The sequence below is a fragment of the Arthrobacter sp. SRS-W-1-2016 genome (genome assembly GCF_002009585.1).
Classification (GTDB): Bacteria; Actinomycetota; Actinomycetes; order Actinomycetales; family Micrococcaceae; genus Arthrobacter; species Arthrobacter bambusae_A.
On the sequence record NZ_MTPV01000056.1, the window covers coordinates 1 to 16,737 of the forward strand.

The window sequence follows — 16,737 nt, forward strand, 5'->3', positions numbered from 1 at the left end:
AGCTTAGCTATCCCGGAATTCGCCCGCCAACACTGGGAAGCAACCCCATCCCATACACACGTTTTGTCCTATAACCCATGTGAGCGGGGGTTGCCGGGGAGGCGGGTATATGTGAGCGGGGGTTAGCCCCGCGGGCCGCGGAACTTGGAGAAACCCCGCCACAAACCGTAGACGGCGCCTCCGACAGTCGCAGCCTTGAGGCCGAGCGTCGCTGCCCGACGGCCGGAACGGAAGTCGTAAACAGGCCAGTTGTTCTCCCGCGCGTGGCGGCGCAACCGGGAATCGGGATTGATGCACACCGGGTGGCCCACCAAAGTGAGGAGCGGGATGTCGTTATGTGAATCGCTGTAGGCCCAGCAGCGCTTCAGGTCCAGGCCTTCTTCGTCCGCTATGCGCCGCACAGCCACGGCTTTGGCAGGCCCGTGGAGGATCTCGCCCACCAACCTGCCCGTATAGGCACCGTCTTCAACCTCGCCCACGGTACCCAGGGCGCCGGTCAGGCCGAGCCGCGTGGAGATGACGGTGGCAACCTCGATGGGCGTCGCGGTCACGAGCCAGACCTTCCGGCCAACCCGCAGGTGCTGTTCCGCCAAGGCCTTGGTACCCGGCCAGATCCGCGACTCGATCATCTCGTCGTAGACCTCTTCGCCGAGCTCCCTGATGTCGGACACCTTGATGCCGGCGGCGAGGACCAGCGCGGAATCCCGGACCGAATGGACATCCTCCATTTTTTCGCCCCGCAGCACGAACTTGAACTGCTTCCAGGCAAAACCCGCGGCCTGGGAGAGCGTGAAGGCCTTGCGTTCGTACATTTTGCGGGCGACATGGAAGAGGCTGGCACCCTTCATGAGGGTGTTGTCGACGTCGAAGAATGCGGCTTCGCCGTGTTGCTGCGTTGCAGCCGGCGCGGTGGCCACAACGGCGTTCTTCTCGACGGGCATGCCATGAGTCTAGTCAATCGCCCGGCCTCCTGCCGTTCGCGACGGCTCCGTCGACGCGGAAGCGATACCGTTGAACTATGCCAAATCCCGACGTCGTACTCCTCACCAAAGCTGACTGCCACCTTTGCGCCGAGGCGCGTGACGCCGTCGAACGCGTGACCTCAAGCCTCGGGCTCACGTGGACGGAACAATCGATCGACACCGACCCGGTACTGCGCGAGCGGTACGCCGAGGAGATCCCCGTGGTCTTCGTGGACGGAATCCAGCGGGATTTCTGGAAAATCGATGAGGCACGGTTGGTACGGCTCCTGAAGAAGGCCATCGCAGCCTGAACATGCGTGCGGTGCTTTGTTGGCAATAGAGTGGGAAAACAAAGCGACGCAATGGAGAAGAACGTGACTGCGCTGGAACCGTCCGCCGAAGCTGTTCCCGGGGACAAGGACTCTGCGGCGAAGCAGATACCGCCCGCGGCTGTGGCCCGGATGACGCTTTACCTGCGCGCCCTGAACTCCCTGCTGGGCGAAGGCGTGGAGCGGGTTTCTTCCGAAGCGTTGGCCGAGGCGTCGGGAGTCAGCTCGTCCACTTTGCGCAAGGACCTCTCCTATGTCGGCTCCTATGGAACGCGTGGCGTGGGATACGAGGTCCAGTACCTGAGCCGGCACATCGCTGCGGCGCTCGGCCTGACCCACGACTGGAAAGTGGCCATTGTGGGCGCCGGCAACCTCGGCAAGGCCTTGGCACGATACGGCGGATTCGAGTCCCGAGGTTTCGACGTCGTGGCAATCCTCGACGCCGATCCCATGGTCATCGGGAACGAAGTCGGCTGGCTGCGGGTCAGCGACGCCGCCAATCTTGAAGCGGTCCTTCAGCGGACCGGCACCAACATGGTTGTCCTGGCCCTTCCCGCCGCGGTGGCACAGGACGTCTGCGACCGGGTGATCAGCGCGGGCATCCGCAGCATCCTGAGCTTTGCTCCGGTGCTGCTGCAGGTGCCGCCTTACGTGAACCTGCGCAAAGTGGACATGGCCACTGAGCTTCAGATCCTGGCGTACCACGCACAACGGGCACAGACCCCGGGCCAGGCCATTTAGGCCGAGCCGGGTCTGCGCCCGTTGTTGGTTTCTTAGCTATAGGCCTATCGGCCGTATGGCGCTGTGCTTATCGGCCGTACGGCGGCTGGCCGTAGGGGTTGGCGAACGGCTGGGCCTTCCGGAAATACGGTGCCGAAGCCGGCAAATACAGCAGCACGATCGCGGCGATGCCCAGGAGGATGGTGATGGTGCCCATGCCGAGCTGGGTCAGCCCGAACAGGGAAATTGCGGCAAAGACCGTGCCCAGGATGCGGGCCCAGTTCTTGCCCTTGCGGACCTTGAACGCAACCAGCGCGTAGAGCCCGGCAAAGACCACCGAGAAAATAACCAGGAAGGTGATCGCAATGCTGATGAAGGTGCTCGTGTCGACGCCGGAAGCGTTGTTTCCCTGCGCCGCCAAGGCCTGATCGAACATGCTCCTGCCTGCAGGCGAGTTCAGCGTCGCGATAGTGAAGGGAATGCCGATCAAGGTCAGTACACCGGCGGCAATCATGAGCCAGAAGGAGATGTTGACCAACTGGGGGACTCCGGAGGTCGCAGCAGGCTGCTGGCTCGGCCACGTGGTGGGGCCGCCCTGCCCGTACTGCGGGACGGGAGACTGGCCGTACTGCGGCTGCTGAGGTGCCTGCTGCCCGTACTGCGGAGCCTGCTGCCCATACTGGGGCGCGGAAGGCTGGCCGTACTGCGGTGCGGAGGGTTGGCCGTAAGGGGGCTGCTGACCCTGCTGCGGTGACTGCTGGCCGTATTGCGGCGTCTGCTGGCCGTACTGCGGAGCTTGCTGCCCGTATTGCGGCTGCTGACCCGGCTGGGGTGCCTGTTGTCCGTATTTCGGCTGCTCAGGTGTGGGATTTTCGCCCGGAGTGGACGGCGGGTACGGAGGGGTGCTCATGGCATTCCTTTGCGTGTCGACTGCAGATACGGCTGCCGGGTGCATCGTGCCCTGCCCCCAGCTCGGCTTAATCCCACCGTACCCCGACGGCGCGGCGCTGATGACGATTCGTGCCAAGAATTCTGGCTTAACGCGGTCCGGCGGATCTCCCGCGAATCTCAGGGGGACAAAGGGAAGGCCGCGGGGTCCTCCGGGGACCTGCCGCGGCCTTCAGCCGTGGTGCTGCGGTGTTGCTAGACGAAATGCTTCCGGGACTCCGGAAGCCACATCAGGACGGCGGCCGCGACGGCTACCGCCGATCCGATGAAGTTGAGGTTGAGGGTAACCACTTGGAGCAAAAGGGAAATTACCGCAAATGCTCCCAGGATGGTCAGGACCAGCCGTGCCCAGCGGGAGCCTTCCTTGAGCCGAATGGCAATGAAGACGTAGAGGGCTGCGAACACCAGGCTGAAAATCAGGCCCACAATGCCCGCGCCCACCATCATCCCTCCGAAGACATCGCGCAACGTGAAGATGTTGATGAAGCTGGCAACAACTCCCAAAGCGGCAGCCGCGACCCACAACCAGTAGGAGATGGTCAGTTGTTGCGGCACTCCGGTGGTGTCCCGGAAGCGCTGCGCGACGTTGTTGAAGTGGAGTCCGAAAGTGTTCCGGGCCGGCGCGGCGTAGCCGAGCCCTGCCGGTGGGGCGGCGTTGGGACCTGCCGGCGCGCCATAGACGGGCTGGCCCGGCTGCTGGTAGCCGGGGGCGGGCTGCTGGTAGGCCGGGGGTGCTTGGTAGGACGGGGGTGCTTGGTAGGAGGGAGGTGGCTGGTATCCCTGCGGAGGCTGGTAACCCGCAGGAGGGACATTGCCGGGCTGCGGTGGCTGGGCTCCGGGCTGCTGGGGCAGCGGAGCTTCGTTTGGGTTACTCATGGCATCACTTTAGACCTGAGGTTTAAGGATTCATAGGAAATTCTTGGCTAATTCGCCGCTAAGCATCGGCTTTTCCCAGAACAATAGGCGGGTGATTCCGCAAGCAAAAAAACGGCGCCTTCGGGGCAGCACACGGGATCGTGCGCAGCCCCGAAGGCGCTGGTCAGTCCGGAAAAACGGTGGACTAGGCGGCAGGTGCGATGAAAGCCAGTTCGAGGTTGATGACAACCTTGTCGCTGACCAGCACGCCGCCGGCTTCGAGCACAGCGTTCCAGGTCAAGCCGAAGTCCTTGCGGCTGATGGTGGTCTCACCGGAGACGCCCGCGCGGGTGTTGCCGAACGGGTCAACGGCGACGCCGTTGAACTCGGTCTCGATGGTGACCTCTTTGGAAACACCCTTGATGGTCAGATCGCCCACGAGGTCGAAGCTGTCGCCATTGGCCTTGACGTGGCGGGAGACGAAGGTGATCTCGGGGAACTTCTCCACGTCGAAGAAGTCTTCGCCCTTCACGTGGCCGTCGCGGTTGGCGTCGCCCGAGTCGAAGCTGGCGGTGGCGATGGTTGCGGCGACCTTGGAGTCGGCCAGGCTGCTGCCAAGGTCAAGGGTCGCTTCGGCCTCGGTGAACTGGCCGCGGACCTTGCTGATGCCTGCGTGGCGGACGGTGAAGCCGATCTCGCTGTGGGAGTTGTCGAGGGTCCAGACGCCGGTGGTGACGTTTGCGGGAAGAGTCATGGGGTTCTCCTTGGGAAGGTGTGATCGTAGCTTCATCGGTCGTTCGGCGATACTTAGTTGAAGTATCAACCGAACCTTGTGTCCAGTATAAACATGCAAATGCATCTTTTATTCCACCTTCGGGGAACATTCTGAAGAAACTTTCAGTTCTACGAAACGTAGAAGATTTCAGATCGCCCGCCTTCTTTGAGAAACTGGTAAACATGCCCCAAGCAACTGTCCATCTGCTCCGCCATGGCGAGGTCTACAATCCCGACGGCATTCTGTACGGCAGACTGCCCGAATTCCACCTCTCCGAACGCGGCCGCGAGATGGCCAAGATGCTCGCGGACCACTTCGCTGCCCGCGCCGCGCAGGGGGCGAACATCGTCCATCTGGTGTCCTCGCCGTTGACCCGCGCGCAGGAAACAGCCCTGCCCACTTCCCAGGCGTTGGACCTCCAGATCCACACGGAACCGCGGATCATCGAAGCCGAGAACCACTTCGAGGGGCTCAAGGCAAATATCTCCGAATTCATCAAGCCCAAGCACTGGATCGAGTACCGCAATCCGCTGCGTCCGTCCTGGGGCGAGTCCTACCAGGCCCAGGTGACCCGCATGCGTGCCGCCGTCGAGGACGCCCGGCTGAAGGCGATCGAACTCGGAGGCGACGGCGCGGAAGCCATTCTCGTCAGCCACCAGCTTCCCATCTACGCCACGCGCCTCAGCGCCGAGGGCCGCCGCCTGTGGCACGATCCCCGCAAGCGCGAGTGCACGCTGACGTCCCTGACTTCCCTGGTGTTCGACGACGGCAAGGTTGCGCGGGTGGAGTACAGCGAGCCCGCCGCCGTGCTCCTGCCTGGTGCCGCCAGGACCCCGGGAGCATGACAATGGACCGCAACACCACCAGCCGCAAGACCAGCGGACAGAAGCTCAATGCAGCGCTGACCTCGCGCCGTGGCTTCCTCGCCGTCGGGGGAGTGGCACTCTCTGCGCTGACCATGGGCCTGTCCGCCTGTGCCCAGGAAGACGCCCTGGCCCAGCAAGCCAAAGCGGGCGACAACAAGAACTACGTCGCCGGGGACGGCTCCGTGACCGAATTCGCCAAAGCGGACCGCAAGGCCGCCGTCGGGATCAAGGGCACTTTGTTCGACGGAACTGCCGTGACCCCGCAGGACCTGCTTGGCAAGGTAACCGTCCTCAACTTCTGGTTCGCCGCATGTGCGCCGTGCCGGGTTGAAGCGCCGATTCTCGAGGAACTGCACCAGGAGTTCAAGAGCAAGGGTGTCCAGTTCTACGGTGTGAACCTCCGGGACGAGAAGGCCACGGCCGACGCGTTCGACCAGACGTTCAAGCTCACGTACCCCAGCTTCAACGACAAAGACGGCGCCGTGCTGCTGTCCGTCTCCGGCATTGTGCCTCCCGGCGCGGTGCCCACCACCCTGGTCCTGGACAAAGAAGGCAAGGTTGCCGCCCGCGTCCTGGGCGAGATCGACAAGAGCACGCTCAAGGCACTCATTACCACCGCGGTTGCCGAGTAGGTGGCCCCGACAGCGTGAACAGTCCTTTCGCCGAGACCATCCTGAGCGGTTCCTTGCTGCTGGCCATTCCCGTGGCTTTGCTGGCAGGACTCGTGTCCTTCCTGTCGCCGTGCGTCCTGCCTTTGGTGCCTGGCTACCTTGGCTACGTGACCGGGCTGACCGGCGTCGACCTCCAGAAGCAAAGGCGCGGGCGCATGCTCGCCGGAATCGGCCTGTTCGTCCTCGGATTCTCCGTGATTTTTGTCCTGCTCGGTGGCGCCTTCGGCCAATTGGGCACCCTCATCACTGGCCCGCAGAACGCGTGGGTCACTCAATTGCTGGGCGTGTTGGTGATCATCATGGGAGTCGTCTTCCTGGGTGGCTTCGGGTGGTTGCAGCGTGACGCCAAAATCCACGCCAAGCCGCCTGCCGGGCTATGGGGTGCCCCGCTGCTGGGCATCACGTTCGGACTCGGCTGGGCTCCCTGCATTGGCCCCACCTATTCCGCCGTCCAGTTGCTGAGCCTTTCCGGGGGATCGTCCGCGGCGAAGGGGGCCCTCCTGGCGTTTGTCTATAGTCTTGGCCTTGGCATTCCCTTCCTGTTGATAGCCCTCGCGGTCCGCCGGGGGATGGGTGTGATGTCCTTCTTCCGCAAGCACCGCCTGGCCATCCAGCGCATTGGCGGGGGCATCTTGATCCTCCTGGGAATCCTGATGGCCACGGGAGTGTGGGGCGCCTGGGTCACCGGGCTGCAGTACTGGTTCCAAACCGATGTGAAGTTGCCGATCTGATGAGCGAGCCCGTGCAAGGTAAAAAGAAGTCCAACAAGTCCGCCAGCAAGCCTGCCGGAGCTGACAAGGCGATCAATAAGGCCAAGGCCGAGGCAGCACTGCCCGTCCTGGGGATCATAGGAATGCTGCGCTGGGCCTGGACCCAGCTGACCAGCATGCGTACTGCGCTGTTCCTGCTGCTGCTCCTCGCCGTCGCGGCGGTTCCCGGCTCGCTCTTCCCGCAGCGGCCGGCGAACCCTTCGATCGTGACGCAGTACATCAGCGACCACCCGGACTACGGCAAGCTCCTGGACTCAGTGCAGCTATACGACGTGTACTCCTCTGCCTGGTTCTCGGCGATCTACATCCTTCTGTTCATCTCCCTCATCGGCTGTGTGACACCCCGGGCCATCGCCCACTACAAGGCAATGCGCTCCCAGCCGCCGCGGACCCCCAAGCGTCTCTCGCGCCTCCCGGAATACGGCACGCTGGTGCTGCCCGCCGACGCCGGGATCCCGGCGTCGAAGGCTATCGCGGACGCCGCCGCGGTGCTGAAGAAGCGCCGCTACCGCGTGGAGGTGCGCGACGCCGACGGCGCCATGCCCTCCCTCGGCGCCGAGCGGGGCTTCCTCAAGGAAGTGGGCAACCTGGTGTTCCACGCTTCGCTGATCGGAGTGTTGGTTTCGGTGGCGGTCGGCGGACTGTTCGGCTACAGCGGCCAGCGCATCCTCGTTGAGGGCGATACCTTCGTCAACACCTTGGTGGGCTATGACCAATTCAGTCCGGGCACCAACTTCCAGAGCAGCTGGCTGCAGCCGTACTCCATCCAGCTGGACAAGTTCGACGTCCAGTTCGACCGGGAATCGCCGGCGCACTTCGGCCAGCCGATCGACTTCACGGCGGACGTCACCACCAAGGAAACCCCGGACTCGCCCGCCAAGAAGCAGGTCCTCAAGGTCAACGATCCCGTTTCCCTGGGCGACACCAGCATTTACCTCACGGGCAACGGCTACGCTCCCGTAGTCACCGTCCGCGACGGCGCCGGCAATATCGCCATGCAGGGGCCGGTGGTAGCCAAGCTGCAAGGTGACAACTACTACTCGTCGGTGGTCATCAAGGTTCCCGATGCCAAGCCCGATCAGCTCGGCTTCGCGGGGTTCTTCCTGCCCACGGCGATGGTGACGGACAAGGGTCTCGCCTACAGCGGCGATCCTTCGCTCATCAACCCGCAGTTGAACCTCAACTCGTACTACGGCGACCTTGGCCTGAACAAGGGTGCCCCGCAGAACGTTTTCGAGCTCGACGTCGCAAAGCTGACCCCGCTCAACGGCCGGGGAATGGCTAACAAGGCCATCGCGATCGCGCCCGGAGGCACGTACACGCTTCCGGACGGCAAGGGCAGCATCACTTTCGACGGCGTCAAGAAGTACGTTGGCGTCGACATCCACCACAATCCCGGGCAGGCCACCGCGCTCGTGTTCGCCCTGTTGGCGGTCGCCGGATTGATTCTCTCCCTCTACCTGAACCGCCGCCGCGTCTGGGTCCGCACCGGAACCCACGAGGACGGGCGCACAATGGTGGAGTACGGCCTTCTTGCCCGCGGCGAGGACCATAGGCTGGCCGGCGAAGCTGCCGCGATCCGCGAACTGCTGCAACGAGAATGGCTGCTCACCACCGAACAGCCCACCGAAACCGTTTCTTCCTCAACCTCGAAGGACCAGTAATGCTCCCCATCAACGAAACCATGGGCCAGTACAGCGAGCTTTTCATGCTGCTCGCGGCCGGCACCTACACGGTGGCGTTCATCGCTTTCGCGTGGGACCTCGCCAAGAGCAGCAAAATGCTGAAAGCGGTGGACCTGAAAGCGGCCTCTTCGGTGGCAGCCGAGGTCAAAGTTCCGGTCGCTGCCGGCCGTGCCGGTGGAAACGACGTCGGGGGACCTGCGGGCCGTACTGAGCGCCCGACGTCGGCGAACACCTCCGTCAGCCAGACCGCCGGCGGTGACATGAAGTACGCCGCCGAGCGCCGCATTCCCGCCCGTGTCGCGGTGGCAGTGGCGATCATCGGCGTGGTCATCCACGGTGCCGGGGTCATCACCCGTGCGCTCGGCGCAGGCCGCGTGCCGTGGGGAAACATGTACGAGTTCCTGACCACCGGCGCTTTCCTGGTGGTGGCTGTCTTCCTGCTCTCGCTCATCCGCCGCGACCTGCGCTTCCTGGGCACCTTCGTGCTGGGCCTCGCCGTGATCATGATGGTGGCGGCATCGGTGACGTACTGGACCCCGGTGGGCCACCTGGTTCCTGCACTCCAAAGCTACTGGCTGGTCATCCACGTTTCCATCGCAGTCATGTCCGCTTCCTTGTTCACTTTGACGTTCGCCATGTCAGCCCTGCAGCTGCTGCAATCACACCGCCAGAAGACACTGGCGGCCGGCGGTGTGGACAGGCTGGGCTTCATGCGGCTCGTACCGAACGCGTTGAGCCTGGAGAACCTGTCCTACCGCATCAACACCGTGGGATTCGTGGGCTGGACCTTCACCCTCATGTTCGGCGCCATCTGGGCCGAGAAAGCCTGGGGCCGCTTCTGGGGTTGGGACACGAAGGAAGTCTGGACGTTCGTGATCTGGGTGGTCTATGCCGGATACCTGCACGCACGCGCCACCCGCGGCTGGACAGGAACCCGCGCAGCCTGGTTGTCGATTGCGGGCTACCTGTGCGTGATCTTCAACTTCACCGTGGTCAACGTGTTCTTCAACGGCCTGCACTCGTACTCGGGGCTCCCGCAGTAAGTTCAACGTGCTGAAGTCCGCGGGCCGGGTCCGCGGGCATCACCTGACGCCCGCTCGTGCCATGGCTCAGGGAACGTCAGCTGTTGACGTCGCCGCTGTCGTCGGCCTTGGACTCGCCCTTGAGCTTGCGTTCCTTGGCTTCGAGCTCGGCCTTGAGCTTCTTCAGCCGTTCGGCTTCTGCCTGGTTGCGACGGCGGGCCTCGAGGTTGCGGAGAAAGTCGGGGTCGTCGTCGGGGGCGGTGGGGTGGCTCGCGGTCTGCGGGGCGGGGCCGATGTTGTATGGGCGGCCGATGAGGAACCAGAGAACCGCGCCGAGAACCGGCAGCAGGATCATCACCACGATCCACGCGGTTTTGGAAATCCCGCGGGTGGCGCGGCGGTCGGTGCGGATGACATCCACCAGCCCATAGACGAATACGAGCAGGACGGCCACAACTGCAACAACGCGGAGCATAACGTCAAGTCTAGTCTCCGCGCGGTCCGGTGATAGCTGCGCGCACAGAGTGCAATCAGGCTGTGAGGCTAAACTTGATCCGTGGCTTTCCTCAAATACTCCCTGATCCGCTTGGCGCTCTTCGTGCCGCTCTTCGTCCTCTTTGCCCTGTTGCACACGGGTTTGTTGCTGGCGGCGATTTTCGCGGGCCTTATCGCGTTCGCCATCAGTTACCTGTTTTTCAAGAAGCAGCGCGACGACGCCACGGCATCCATGCGCGAGCGTTTCTCCGGGCGGGCCAAGCCCATCCGCTCGGCGCTGGAGATCGAAGATGCCGCGATCGAGGACCGGCTGGTGGATGAAAACCCCGTAGTTACGGTCGAGAACGACCGACGCCCCAAAGAAGGCTAGAAGCCCAGAGCCCATATGTGAGCGGGGGTTGGCGAAAACCGGGCTGTATGTGAGCGGGGGTTAGAAGCCGTGGCTCAGGATGAGGCCCACGGAAAACAGCACGCTGTAGCCAAGGTTGATCAATCCGGTCTGCTTGAGCACCGGGATGAGGCTCTTTCGCTTCCGGCCGTTGACCATGAGCCAGGCCGGCATGAGGCAGGCCGGCACCAACAGCAACACGATCAGCATCCAGGGCCTGGTGGGTGCGAGCACCACCACCAGCAGAATGGCGAGGGCCAGCATCAGGACGTAGCTCTCGCGGGCATGGCGGTCGCCCAGCCGCACGGCCAGGGTCCGCTTGCCCGCCAGCATGTCCGTGGGGATGTCGCGCACATTGTTGGCCATCAGTAGGGCGCACGCGATCAATCCGGTGCCAATCGCGCCGATGACAGCCGGAAGGCTCACTTGCCCCGCCTGCGTGTAGGTGGTGCCCAGTGTTGCCACCAGGCCGAAGAAGACAAACACAAACAGGTCGCCCAGGCCCAGGTAGCCATAGGGGTTCTTGCCCCCGGTATATCCCCAGGCGGCGAGGACACAGCCGATGCCCACCAGGATCAGCCACCAGCTCTGCGTGATGATCACCAGGACAAGGCCGAAAATCATGGCCAGGCCGAACGCGCCGAAGGCGGCCCACTTGACGTGGTCCGGCCGGGCAGCGCCGGAACCGACCAGCCGGAGCGGACCCACGCGGTCCTCATCGGTACCACGGATGCCGTCCGAATAGTCGTTGGCGTAGTTGACCCCGATCTGCAGCAGCAGCGCCACGAGGGCGGCGAGGATGGCATTCAAGAGCCGGAAAGATTGCAGCTCGTAGGCGGCCGCTGTGCCGATCAGCACCGGCGCGATCGCCGCCGGCAGGGTGCGCAGGCGGGCGCCTTGAATCCATTGTGCAGCTGTTGCCACGTTCAGTACCTCGTGTTGTTTCGCGTTGGGGAAGGCAAATGACGGTCAGGGAGGACCTATCTATTCTCCCTGATGCACCTCGGTGAGAAGCTCGATCATCGCCAGCCGGTCCGGCTTTCCATTGGGAAGCATGATGAGTCCATCCGTGGTGAGCACGGTTTTGGGAGCAAGGGTCCCTAGGGATTCCTGGCAGCGGGCCTTGTAGTCCGCGATGCTTTCCGGGGAGCTGTCCTCGACGGCAACATACGCTGCCACCGCCTGGCCCCATTCCCTGGAAGGCACCCCGGCCACGAAAGCCGCCGTGACGCCGTCGAACTTTTCAAGCTCCGCCTGGATGAACGCGGCGGAGGCTTTGACGCCGCCGGTGATGATGACGTCGTCGGCCCGTCCCAGCACCGTGAGCGTGCCGTCGGCGGCGAGCTCGCCAAGATCGTTGGTGCGATACCAGCGGATGCCGTCCTCGTCGAAGAATGCCTCGGCACTTGCCTCGGGCGCGTCCAGGTAGCCGGAAGCCACGGTGTCGCCGCCCAGCAGGACCCGGCCGTCGTCGTCGAGCATGACCCGGACGCCCTCCAGCGGCCTTCCATCGTACACGCAACCGCCGCACGTCTCGGCGGAGCCATAGGTGGTCACGACCTTCAGCCCGGCCTCGCTGGCGGCGTCCAGCAGTGCGGTGGCCGCGGGAGCGCCGCCCAGGAGGATGGCATTGAAGCGGCGCAGGGCTGCGAGGGTCTGAGGCGACGGCGAGTCCAGGAGCCGCTGCAATTGCGTCGGAACCAGGGAGGTGAAGCGGATGGTGTCCGTCAGTTCCTCGGCGGCGGCGGTGAAGGCCTCCGGAGTGAAGCCGTTCGAGAGGTCCATGACCCACGGACGCGTGCCGGCGAAGAGCGAGCGGACCAGGACCTGGACTCCGGCAACGTACTGCAGCGGCAGGGCCAGGAGCCACTGGCCCTCACCGCGGAGCGCGATGGCCGTGGCCATGGAAGAAGCAGCGAGCTCATCGACCGTCAGCACTGTGGCCTTGGGCGTGCCGGTGGACCCCGATGTGCGGACCACTACTGCAGCGTCCTCGAAACCGGGCGTTTCAACGGGGACGGCCACCGGGGTGCCGTCTTCCGCGACGACGATTTCGACGGCGGGTCCCTCGTCGTGGAGGGCCGCGGCCAGGGCTTTGAGAACGGGATCGATGTTCACGGGCGAGTCCTAGAAGTAGTACGGAAAGTTGGACCAGTCCGGATCGCGCTTCTCGAGGAAGGCTTCCTTGCCCTCGACTGCTTCGTCCGTCATGTAGGCCAGGCGCGTAGCCTCCCCGGCGAACACCTGCTGGCCGGCCAGGCCGTCGTCGGCGAGGTTGAAGGCGAACTTGAGCATGCGGATCGCCTGGGGGGATTGGCGTGCGATGTCCGCGGCATACTCGAGCGCAACCTCCTCGAGGCGCTCATGGTCCACGGCTTCGTTGACGGCACCCATGCGGACCATGTCCTCCGCGGAATACTCACGGGCCAGGAAGAAGATCTCGCGGGCGGCTTTCTGCCCAACCTGGCGGGCGAGCAGCGCCGAGCCGTAACCGGCGTCGAAACTTCCCACGGTGGCATCGGTCTGCTTGAACTTGCCGTGCTCGCGCGAGGCGATGGTGAGGTCGCTCACGACGTGAAGGGAGTGGCCGCCGCCTGCTGCCCAGCCGTTCACGACGGCGATGACCACCTTGGGCATGGTCCGCATGAGCCGCTGGACTTCCAGGATGTGCAGGCGGCCGGCCCGGGCGGGGTCGATGCTTTCCTGGGTCTCGCCGTCGGCATAGCGGTAACCGTCCCTGCCGCGGATCCGCTGATCGCCGCCGGAGCAGAAGGAATGGCCGCCGTCCTTGGGGGAGGGGCCGTTGCCGGTGAGAAGCACGGTGGCGACATCGGGAGTCATCCGGGCGTGGTCCATGGCACGGTAGAGCTCGTCAACCGTGCCGGGACGGAAGGCGTTGCGGACCTCCGGGCGGTTGAAGGCGATCCGGACCGTGGGAAGGTCCTTTGCCACATTTCCGTCCGCGTCCCGCTCGACCTGCCGGTGGTAGGTCATGTCCTGGAAATCGTCGAAACCGGACACTCTGCGCCAGCGGGACGGGTCAAAGACGTCGGATACCTTGGCGGGGAAGTCGTTGCTCACCCTCAGAGTCTAGTAATCCACTCAGCTGATGCAGAACTCGTTGCCTTCGGGATCCGCCATGGTGTGCCATTCGTGCGGTCCTTGCTTGGCCGTCCACAGGAATTTCGCGCCCCGCGCTTCCAACGCGGCACGGACCTCGTCCTTGTCCTGTCCGTTGAGGCGGACGTCCCAGTGGACGCGGTTCTTGACGGTCTTGTCCTCCGGAACGGTCTGGAACAGGAAGCGGCGGCGGGTGTCCTTGTCCCGGTCTTCTGCCGGGCCGATGGCCGCGCCGTCCTTCCACACGAGCTTGCCGTTGTGGGTGGTGGTCTCTTCCTCCGTGGCGAAGCCTTGATCCACCATGGACCGGATGAACGCCTCGTCCTGGGGCTCCACGATCCATTCGAGCGTCTCGGCCCACCAATCGGCCAGGGCGTGCGGATTCCTGCAGTCGATCACTACCTGAAAGTTCAGTGCCATGGACTGAAGCTACGACGACGGCGCGTGGCCGGGGAAGTGCCTAGCGGACAGTTCCGGTCCGGGTTGCCCAACTAACTCGCAGTAAGTGTCGTTTTGAGCCTTGAAAACGACACTTACTGCGAGTTAGTTGGGTGGGCAGGCGTGGGGTGGGCTAGCCGCTGAGGAGTTGCGGCGGGATCGCGTAGATCAGCACGACGGCAAGAAGGTTCTTGGCGGCATGCACGAAGTAGGAGAACATGACGTTCTTGCCCGTCCAGACGTAGACGGCCACCAGGACCACGCCCATTCCGAGGTACGGGGCCAGCGCGGGAACCACCAAGCCCTCGCGTCCCACCACATGGATGGCGGCGAAGCACAGCACGGACAGGACGCAACAAAGCCAAATATTGACTCGGCGGGACAGCTTGCCGATGAGCAGGTGCCGGAACAGGTACTCCTCCACGAAGGGACCCAACACCACCAGCAGCGGCACCACGAACCACGGCGGCAGTTGCAGGACCAGCGACTGGAGGGTCAGCTGGTTCTGCGACTCCTTAGCCAAACCGGTAACTGTCACCAGGATGGCGGTGATCACCAGCATCGCCACGATGGACAGCGGAATCATGGCCAGCGTGAACCACGGACGTGTGGCCAGGATCAGGAAATCCCGGGCTATGACGCGCCACGCTGCCGCAACCGCGAAAAGGCCCACCGAAGCATAGAACCCGAGGTTGATGGCGAAGACGGCCGTGGCAGGGTCGGGGAAAATCTGTTGCACGAAAGCCGTCACGGGCGCGGTGGCGAGGCTCAGAACAGTGGCCAATGACACATAGAGTCCGAAAGCCGCGGCGTCCAAGCCCGTGAAACGGTATAGCCTGCCGGCTGGCGGAATGGTGCCCATATGTCCAGCTTAACGCCCCTGTTTGTTGCCCGCGTCACGGTCCGCGGAAATCACCGGGTACGATGGTTCTGCCGGATTTACCTTCGGCGCTTCCGCGTTTTCGCAATCGATTCGACTCGCCAAGAGGTCGAAAGCTCGAATTGTTCTGTGCCAATGCGCGGGAAGCCAGGGCCGGCATCTACTCAACCCACAAGGAACAGCTGTGCCTCAAAACACCACAACCGACCTTCAGCGTGAGCCGGGAACCCTGGCTGCGCCCAGTACCGCTACAACTTCCGCAAACCTCAGCGCCGAGGGCTACCAGAAGACCCTGAGCCGCCGCCACGTCACGATGATCGCGATGGGCGGCGCGATCGGCGTCGGCCTCTTCATGGGTGCGGGTGGACGCCTGGCCTCCACAGGCCCGGCCCTGATTTTCTCCTACGCCATCGCCGGCGTCATCGCCTACCTGCTGATGCGGGCCCTCGGCGAACTGATCATGTACCGCCAGACGTCCGGCTCGTTCGTCAGCTACGCCGGAGAAATGTTCGGCAAGAAGGGCGCCTTCCTCTCCGGTTGGATGTACTTCATCAACTGGGCCATGACGGGCATCGCCGAACTCATTGCCATCGGCCTCTACTTCCAGTTCTTCTTCCCGAACGTCCCCGTTGAACTGTCCGCCATCGCCGCGTTGGTGCTGCTGGTGGCCGTGAACCTGTTCAGCGTCAAGGCCTTCGGCGAGTTCGAATTCTGGGCGTCCTGCCTCAAGGTCGCCGCGATCCTGATCTTCCTGGCCGTGGGCACCTTCATGGTGGTCACGAACGCGCAGGTCGGCACCGGCCACGCCTCTGTGGCGAACCTCTTTGCTGCCGACGGCGGCATGTTCCCCAAGGGCGGACTGGTGATGATCCTGGTCCTCAACGCCGTGATCTTCGCTTACAACGCCATTGAACTGGTCGGCATTACCGCCGGCGAGATGCAGAACCCGGAACGCGAAGTGCCCAAGGCGATCCGCGCCGTCGTGATCCGCATTGTGGTCTTCTACGTCGGCTCCGTCACCCTGCTGGCTATGCTCCTGCCGTCGGACCAGTACCATGCGGGAACCTCCCCGTTCGTTACGGTCTTCGGCCAGATGGGCTTGCCGTGGATGGGCGACGTCATGAACATGATCGTCATCACCGCTGCGCTGTCCTCGTGCAACTCGGGCCTGTACTCGATCGGCCGCATCTTCCGCACCATGGCCAACAATGGACATGCCCCCAAGTGGCTCACCAAGATGTCCACCCGCCACGTTCCGTACGCGGCCATCCTCGCTATCGGCGCCGTCTACCTCGTGGGCATCCTGCTCAACATCTGGTTGGGCGGTTCGCACGCCTTCGACCTCGCGCTGAACACCGCATCGATCGGCGTCATCTTCACGTGGGGCTCGATCTTCGCCAGCCAGATCGCGCTGCGCAAGAAGAAGGGCAACGTCTCCAGCCTCCCCATGCCGGGTTCGCCGTGGACCAGTTGGGCCGGCCTGATCGCCCTCTTGGCCATCACCGTGCTGATCGGCATGGACACCATGACGGACAAGGCCACGGGCGAGGTGTTCCTCCTGGGCCTCTGGACCCTGGCCACCATCCCGTTCTTCGCCCTGGTGCTATGGCTTGGCTGGCAGAAGGTCAAGAACAACGAGCCGAAGAGCGAGCTTTTTAGCTAGTCCCACCGGCTCCCAACCTTCGCACGCTCAGGTCGGGGCCCGCGCCGGCGTGGGCCCACAGACGACGGGGGGGGGCCCCCCCCCCCGGGGGGCGCCCCCGCCGGGGGGGGGGCCGGGGGGGGGGGGGGGGGGGACGGGGGGGGGGGGCCG

19 protein-coding genes are annotated in these 16,737 nt (G+C 64.0%); 9 read left to right on the top strand and 10 right to left on the bottom strand.

The window, feature by feature from the left end; translation table 11 throughout:
- Positions 1-122 precede the first annotated feature (122 nt).
- Positions 123-941, bottom strand: coding sequence for an HAD-IB family hydrolase (locus BMF89_RS13770; RefSeq protein ID WP_078107674.1), 819 nt, complete (start codon positions 939-941; stop codon positions 123-125).
- Between the two features lie 77 nt (positions 942-1,018).
- Here BMF89_RS13770 and BMF89_RS13775 point away from each other — a divergent pair, with 77 nt between their 5' ends.
- Together BMF89_RS13775 and BMF89_RS13780 are read left to right on the top strand one after the other, a co-directional pair.
- Complete coding sequence (locus tag BMF89_RS13775) at positions 1,019-1,273, top strand: glutaredoxin family protein (RefSeq protein WP_078107675.1); 255 nt, start codon at positions 1,019-1,021, stop codon at positions 1,271-1,273.
- A gap of 63 nt (positions 1,274-1,336) precedes the next feature.
- Positions 1,337-2,032, top strand: a complete 696-nt coding sequence (locus BMF89_RS13780; RefSeq protein WP_241709312.1) for a redox-sensing transcriptional repressor Rex — start codon at positions 1,337-1,339, stop codon at positions 2,030-2,032.
- A 67-nt stretch (positions 2,033-2,099) separates the two neighbouring features.
- Here the strand turns inward: BMF89_RS13780 and BMF89_RS13785 are convergent, their stop codons facing one another.
- The 3 genes from BMF89_RS13785 to BMF89_RS13795 all read right to left on the bottom strand — a co-directional run bounded on the left by BMF89_RS13785 (position 2,100) and on the right by BMF89_RS13795 (position 4,568).
- Complete coding sequence (locus BMF89_RS13785) at positions 2,100-2,921, bottom strand: hypothetical protein (RefSeq protein ID WP_078107677.1); 822 nt, start codon at positions 2,919-2,921, stop codon at positions 2,100-2,102.
- A gap of 233 nt (positions 2,922-3,154) precedes the next feature.
- Positions 3,155-3,835: a hypothetical protein gene (locus BMF89_RS13790; protein WP_078107678.1), complete on the bottom strand. Its 681-nt coding sequence runs from the start codon at positions 3,833-3,835 to the stop codon at positions 3,155-3,157.
- Positions 3,836-4,019: 184 nt separating this feature from the next.
- Positions 4,020-4,568: a YceI family protein gene (locus tag BMF89_RS13795; RefSeq protein WP_078107679.1), complete on the bottom strand. Its 549-nt coding sequence runs from the start codon at positions 4,566-4,568 to the stop codon at positions 4,020-4,022.
- 203 nt (positions 4,569-4,771) lie between these two features.
- On the opposite strand from BMF89_RS13795, the gene BMF89_RS13800 reads away from it, so the two are divergent.
- From BMF89_RS13800 to ccsB, 5 genes are read left to right on the top strand one after another with little or no spacing between them, the layout of a single operon-like run.
- Entirely contained in the window at positions 4,772-5,434 is a 663-nt protein-coding gene (locus BMF89_RS13800) for a histidine phosphatase family protein (protein WP_078107680.1), read from the top strand.
- A 2-nt stretch (positions 5,435-5,436) separates the two neighbouring features.
- Positions 5,437-6,087, top strand: coding sequence for a TlpA disulfide reductase family protein (locus BMF89_RS13805; RefSeq protein WP_139359661.1), 651 nt, complete (start codon positions 5,437-5,439; stop codon positions 6,085-6,087).
- A 14-nt stretch (positions 6,088-6,101) separates the two neighbouring features.
- Positions 6,102-6,857: a cytochrome c biogenesis protein CcdA gene (locus BMF89_RS13810; RefSeq protein WP_078107682.1), complete on the top strand. Its 756-nt coding sequence runs from the start codon at positions 6,102-6,104 to the stop codon at positions 6,855-6,857.
- Positions 6,857-8,560: a cytochrome c biogenesis protein ResB gene (locus BMF89_RS13815; protein WP_078107683.1), complete on the top strand. Its 1,704-nt coding sequence runs from the start codon at positions 6,857-6,859 to the stop codon at positions 8,558-8,560. Before BMF89_RS13810 ends, BMF89_RS13815 begins: the two co-directional genes overlap by 1 nt.
- The gene (gene ccsB / locus BMF89_RS13820) at positions 8,560-9,624 is read left to right on the top strand and encodes a c-type cytochrome biogenesis protein CcsB (RefSeq protein WP_078107684.1); all 1,065 of its coding nucleotides are present in this window, start codon (positions 8,560-8,562) and stop codon (positions 9,622-9,624) included. The genes BMF89_RS13815 and ccsB overlap by 1 nt, the downstream gene beginning before the upstream one ends.
- A 76-nt stretch (positions 9,625-9,700) precedes the next feature.
- Here ccsB and BMF89_RS13825 read toward each other — a convergent pair whose 3' ends face one another.
- Positions 9,701-10,078, bottom strand: coding sequence for a PLD nuclease N-terminal domain-containing protein (locus BMF89_RS13825; RefSeq protein WP_078107685.1), 378 nt, complete (start codon positions 10,076-10,078; stop codon positions 9,701-9,703).
- Between the two features lie 81 nt (positions 10,079-10,159).
- Between BMF89_RS13825 and BMF89_RS13830 the strand changes: the two genes are divergently transcribed.
- Positions 10,160-10,468: a DUF4229 domain-containing protein gene (locus BMF89_RS13830; RefSeq protein ID WP_078107686.1), complete on the top strand. Its 309-nt coding sequence runs from the start codon at positions 10,160-10,162 to the stop codon at positions 10,466-10,468.
- A gap of 60 nt (positions 10,469-10,528) precedes the next feature.
- Here BMF89_RS13830 and BMF89_RS13835 read toward each other — a convergent pair whose 3' ends face one another.
- The 5 genes from BMF89_RS13835 to BMF89_RS13855 all read right to left on the bottom strand — a co-directional run bounded on the left by BMF89_RS13835 (position 10,529) and on the right by BMF89_RS13855 (position 14,906).
- Positions 10,529-11,410 (bottom strand): 1,4-dihydroxy-2-naphthoate polyprenyltransferase, encoded by an 882-nt coding sequence (locus tag BMF89_RS13835; RefSeq protein WP_078107687.1) that lies wholly within the window; start codon positions 11,408-11,410, stop codon positions 10,529-10,531.
- A gap of 60 nt (positions 11,411-11,470) precedes the next feature.
- Complete coding sequence (locus BMF89_RS13840; protein ID WP_078107688.1) at positions 11,471-12,604, bottom strand: AMP-binding protein; 1,134 nt, start codon at positions 12,602-12,604, stop codon at positions 11,471-11,473.
- A 9-nt stretch (positions 12,605-12,613) separates the two neighbouring features.
- Complete coding sequence (locus tag BMF89_RS13845; protein WP_078107689.1) at positions 12,614-13,567, bottom strand: 1,4-dihydroxy-2-naphthoyl-CoA synthase; 954 nt, start codon at positions 13,565-13,567, stop codon at positions 12,614-12,616.
- A gap of 21 nt (positions 13,568-13,588) precedes the next feature.
- Positions 13,589-14,026, bottom strand: a complete 438-nt coding sequence (locus BMF89_RS13850; protein WP_078107690.1) for a VOC family protein — start codon at positions 14,024-14,026, stop codon at positions 13,589-13,591.
- Between the two features lie 151 nt (positions 14,027-14,177).
- Entirely contained in the window at positions 14,178-14,906 is a 729-nt protein-coding gene (locus BMF89_RS13855; RefSeq protein ID WP_078107691.1) for a CPBP family intramembrane glutamic endopeptidase, read from the bottom strand.
- A 202-nt stretch (positions 14,907-15,108) separates the two neighbouring features.
- On the opposite strand from BMF89_RS13855, the gene BMF89_RS13860 reads away from it, so the two are divergent.
- Positions 15,109-16,587, top strand: a complete 1,479-nt coding sequence (locus tag BMF89_RS13860; protein ID WP_078107692.1) for an amino acid permease — start codon at positions 15,109-15,111, stop codon at positions 16,585-16,587.
- The last annotated feature ends 150 nt before the right edge of the window (positions 16,588-16,737 follow it).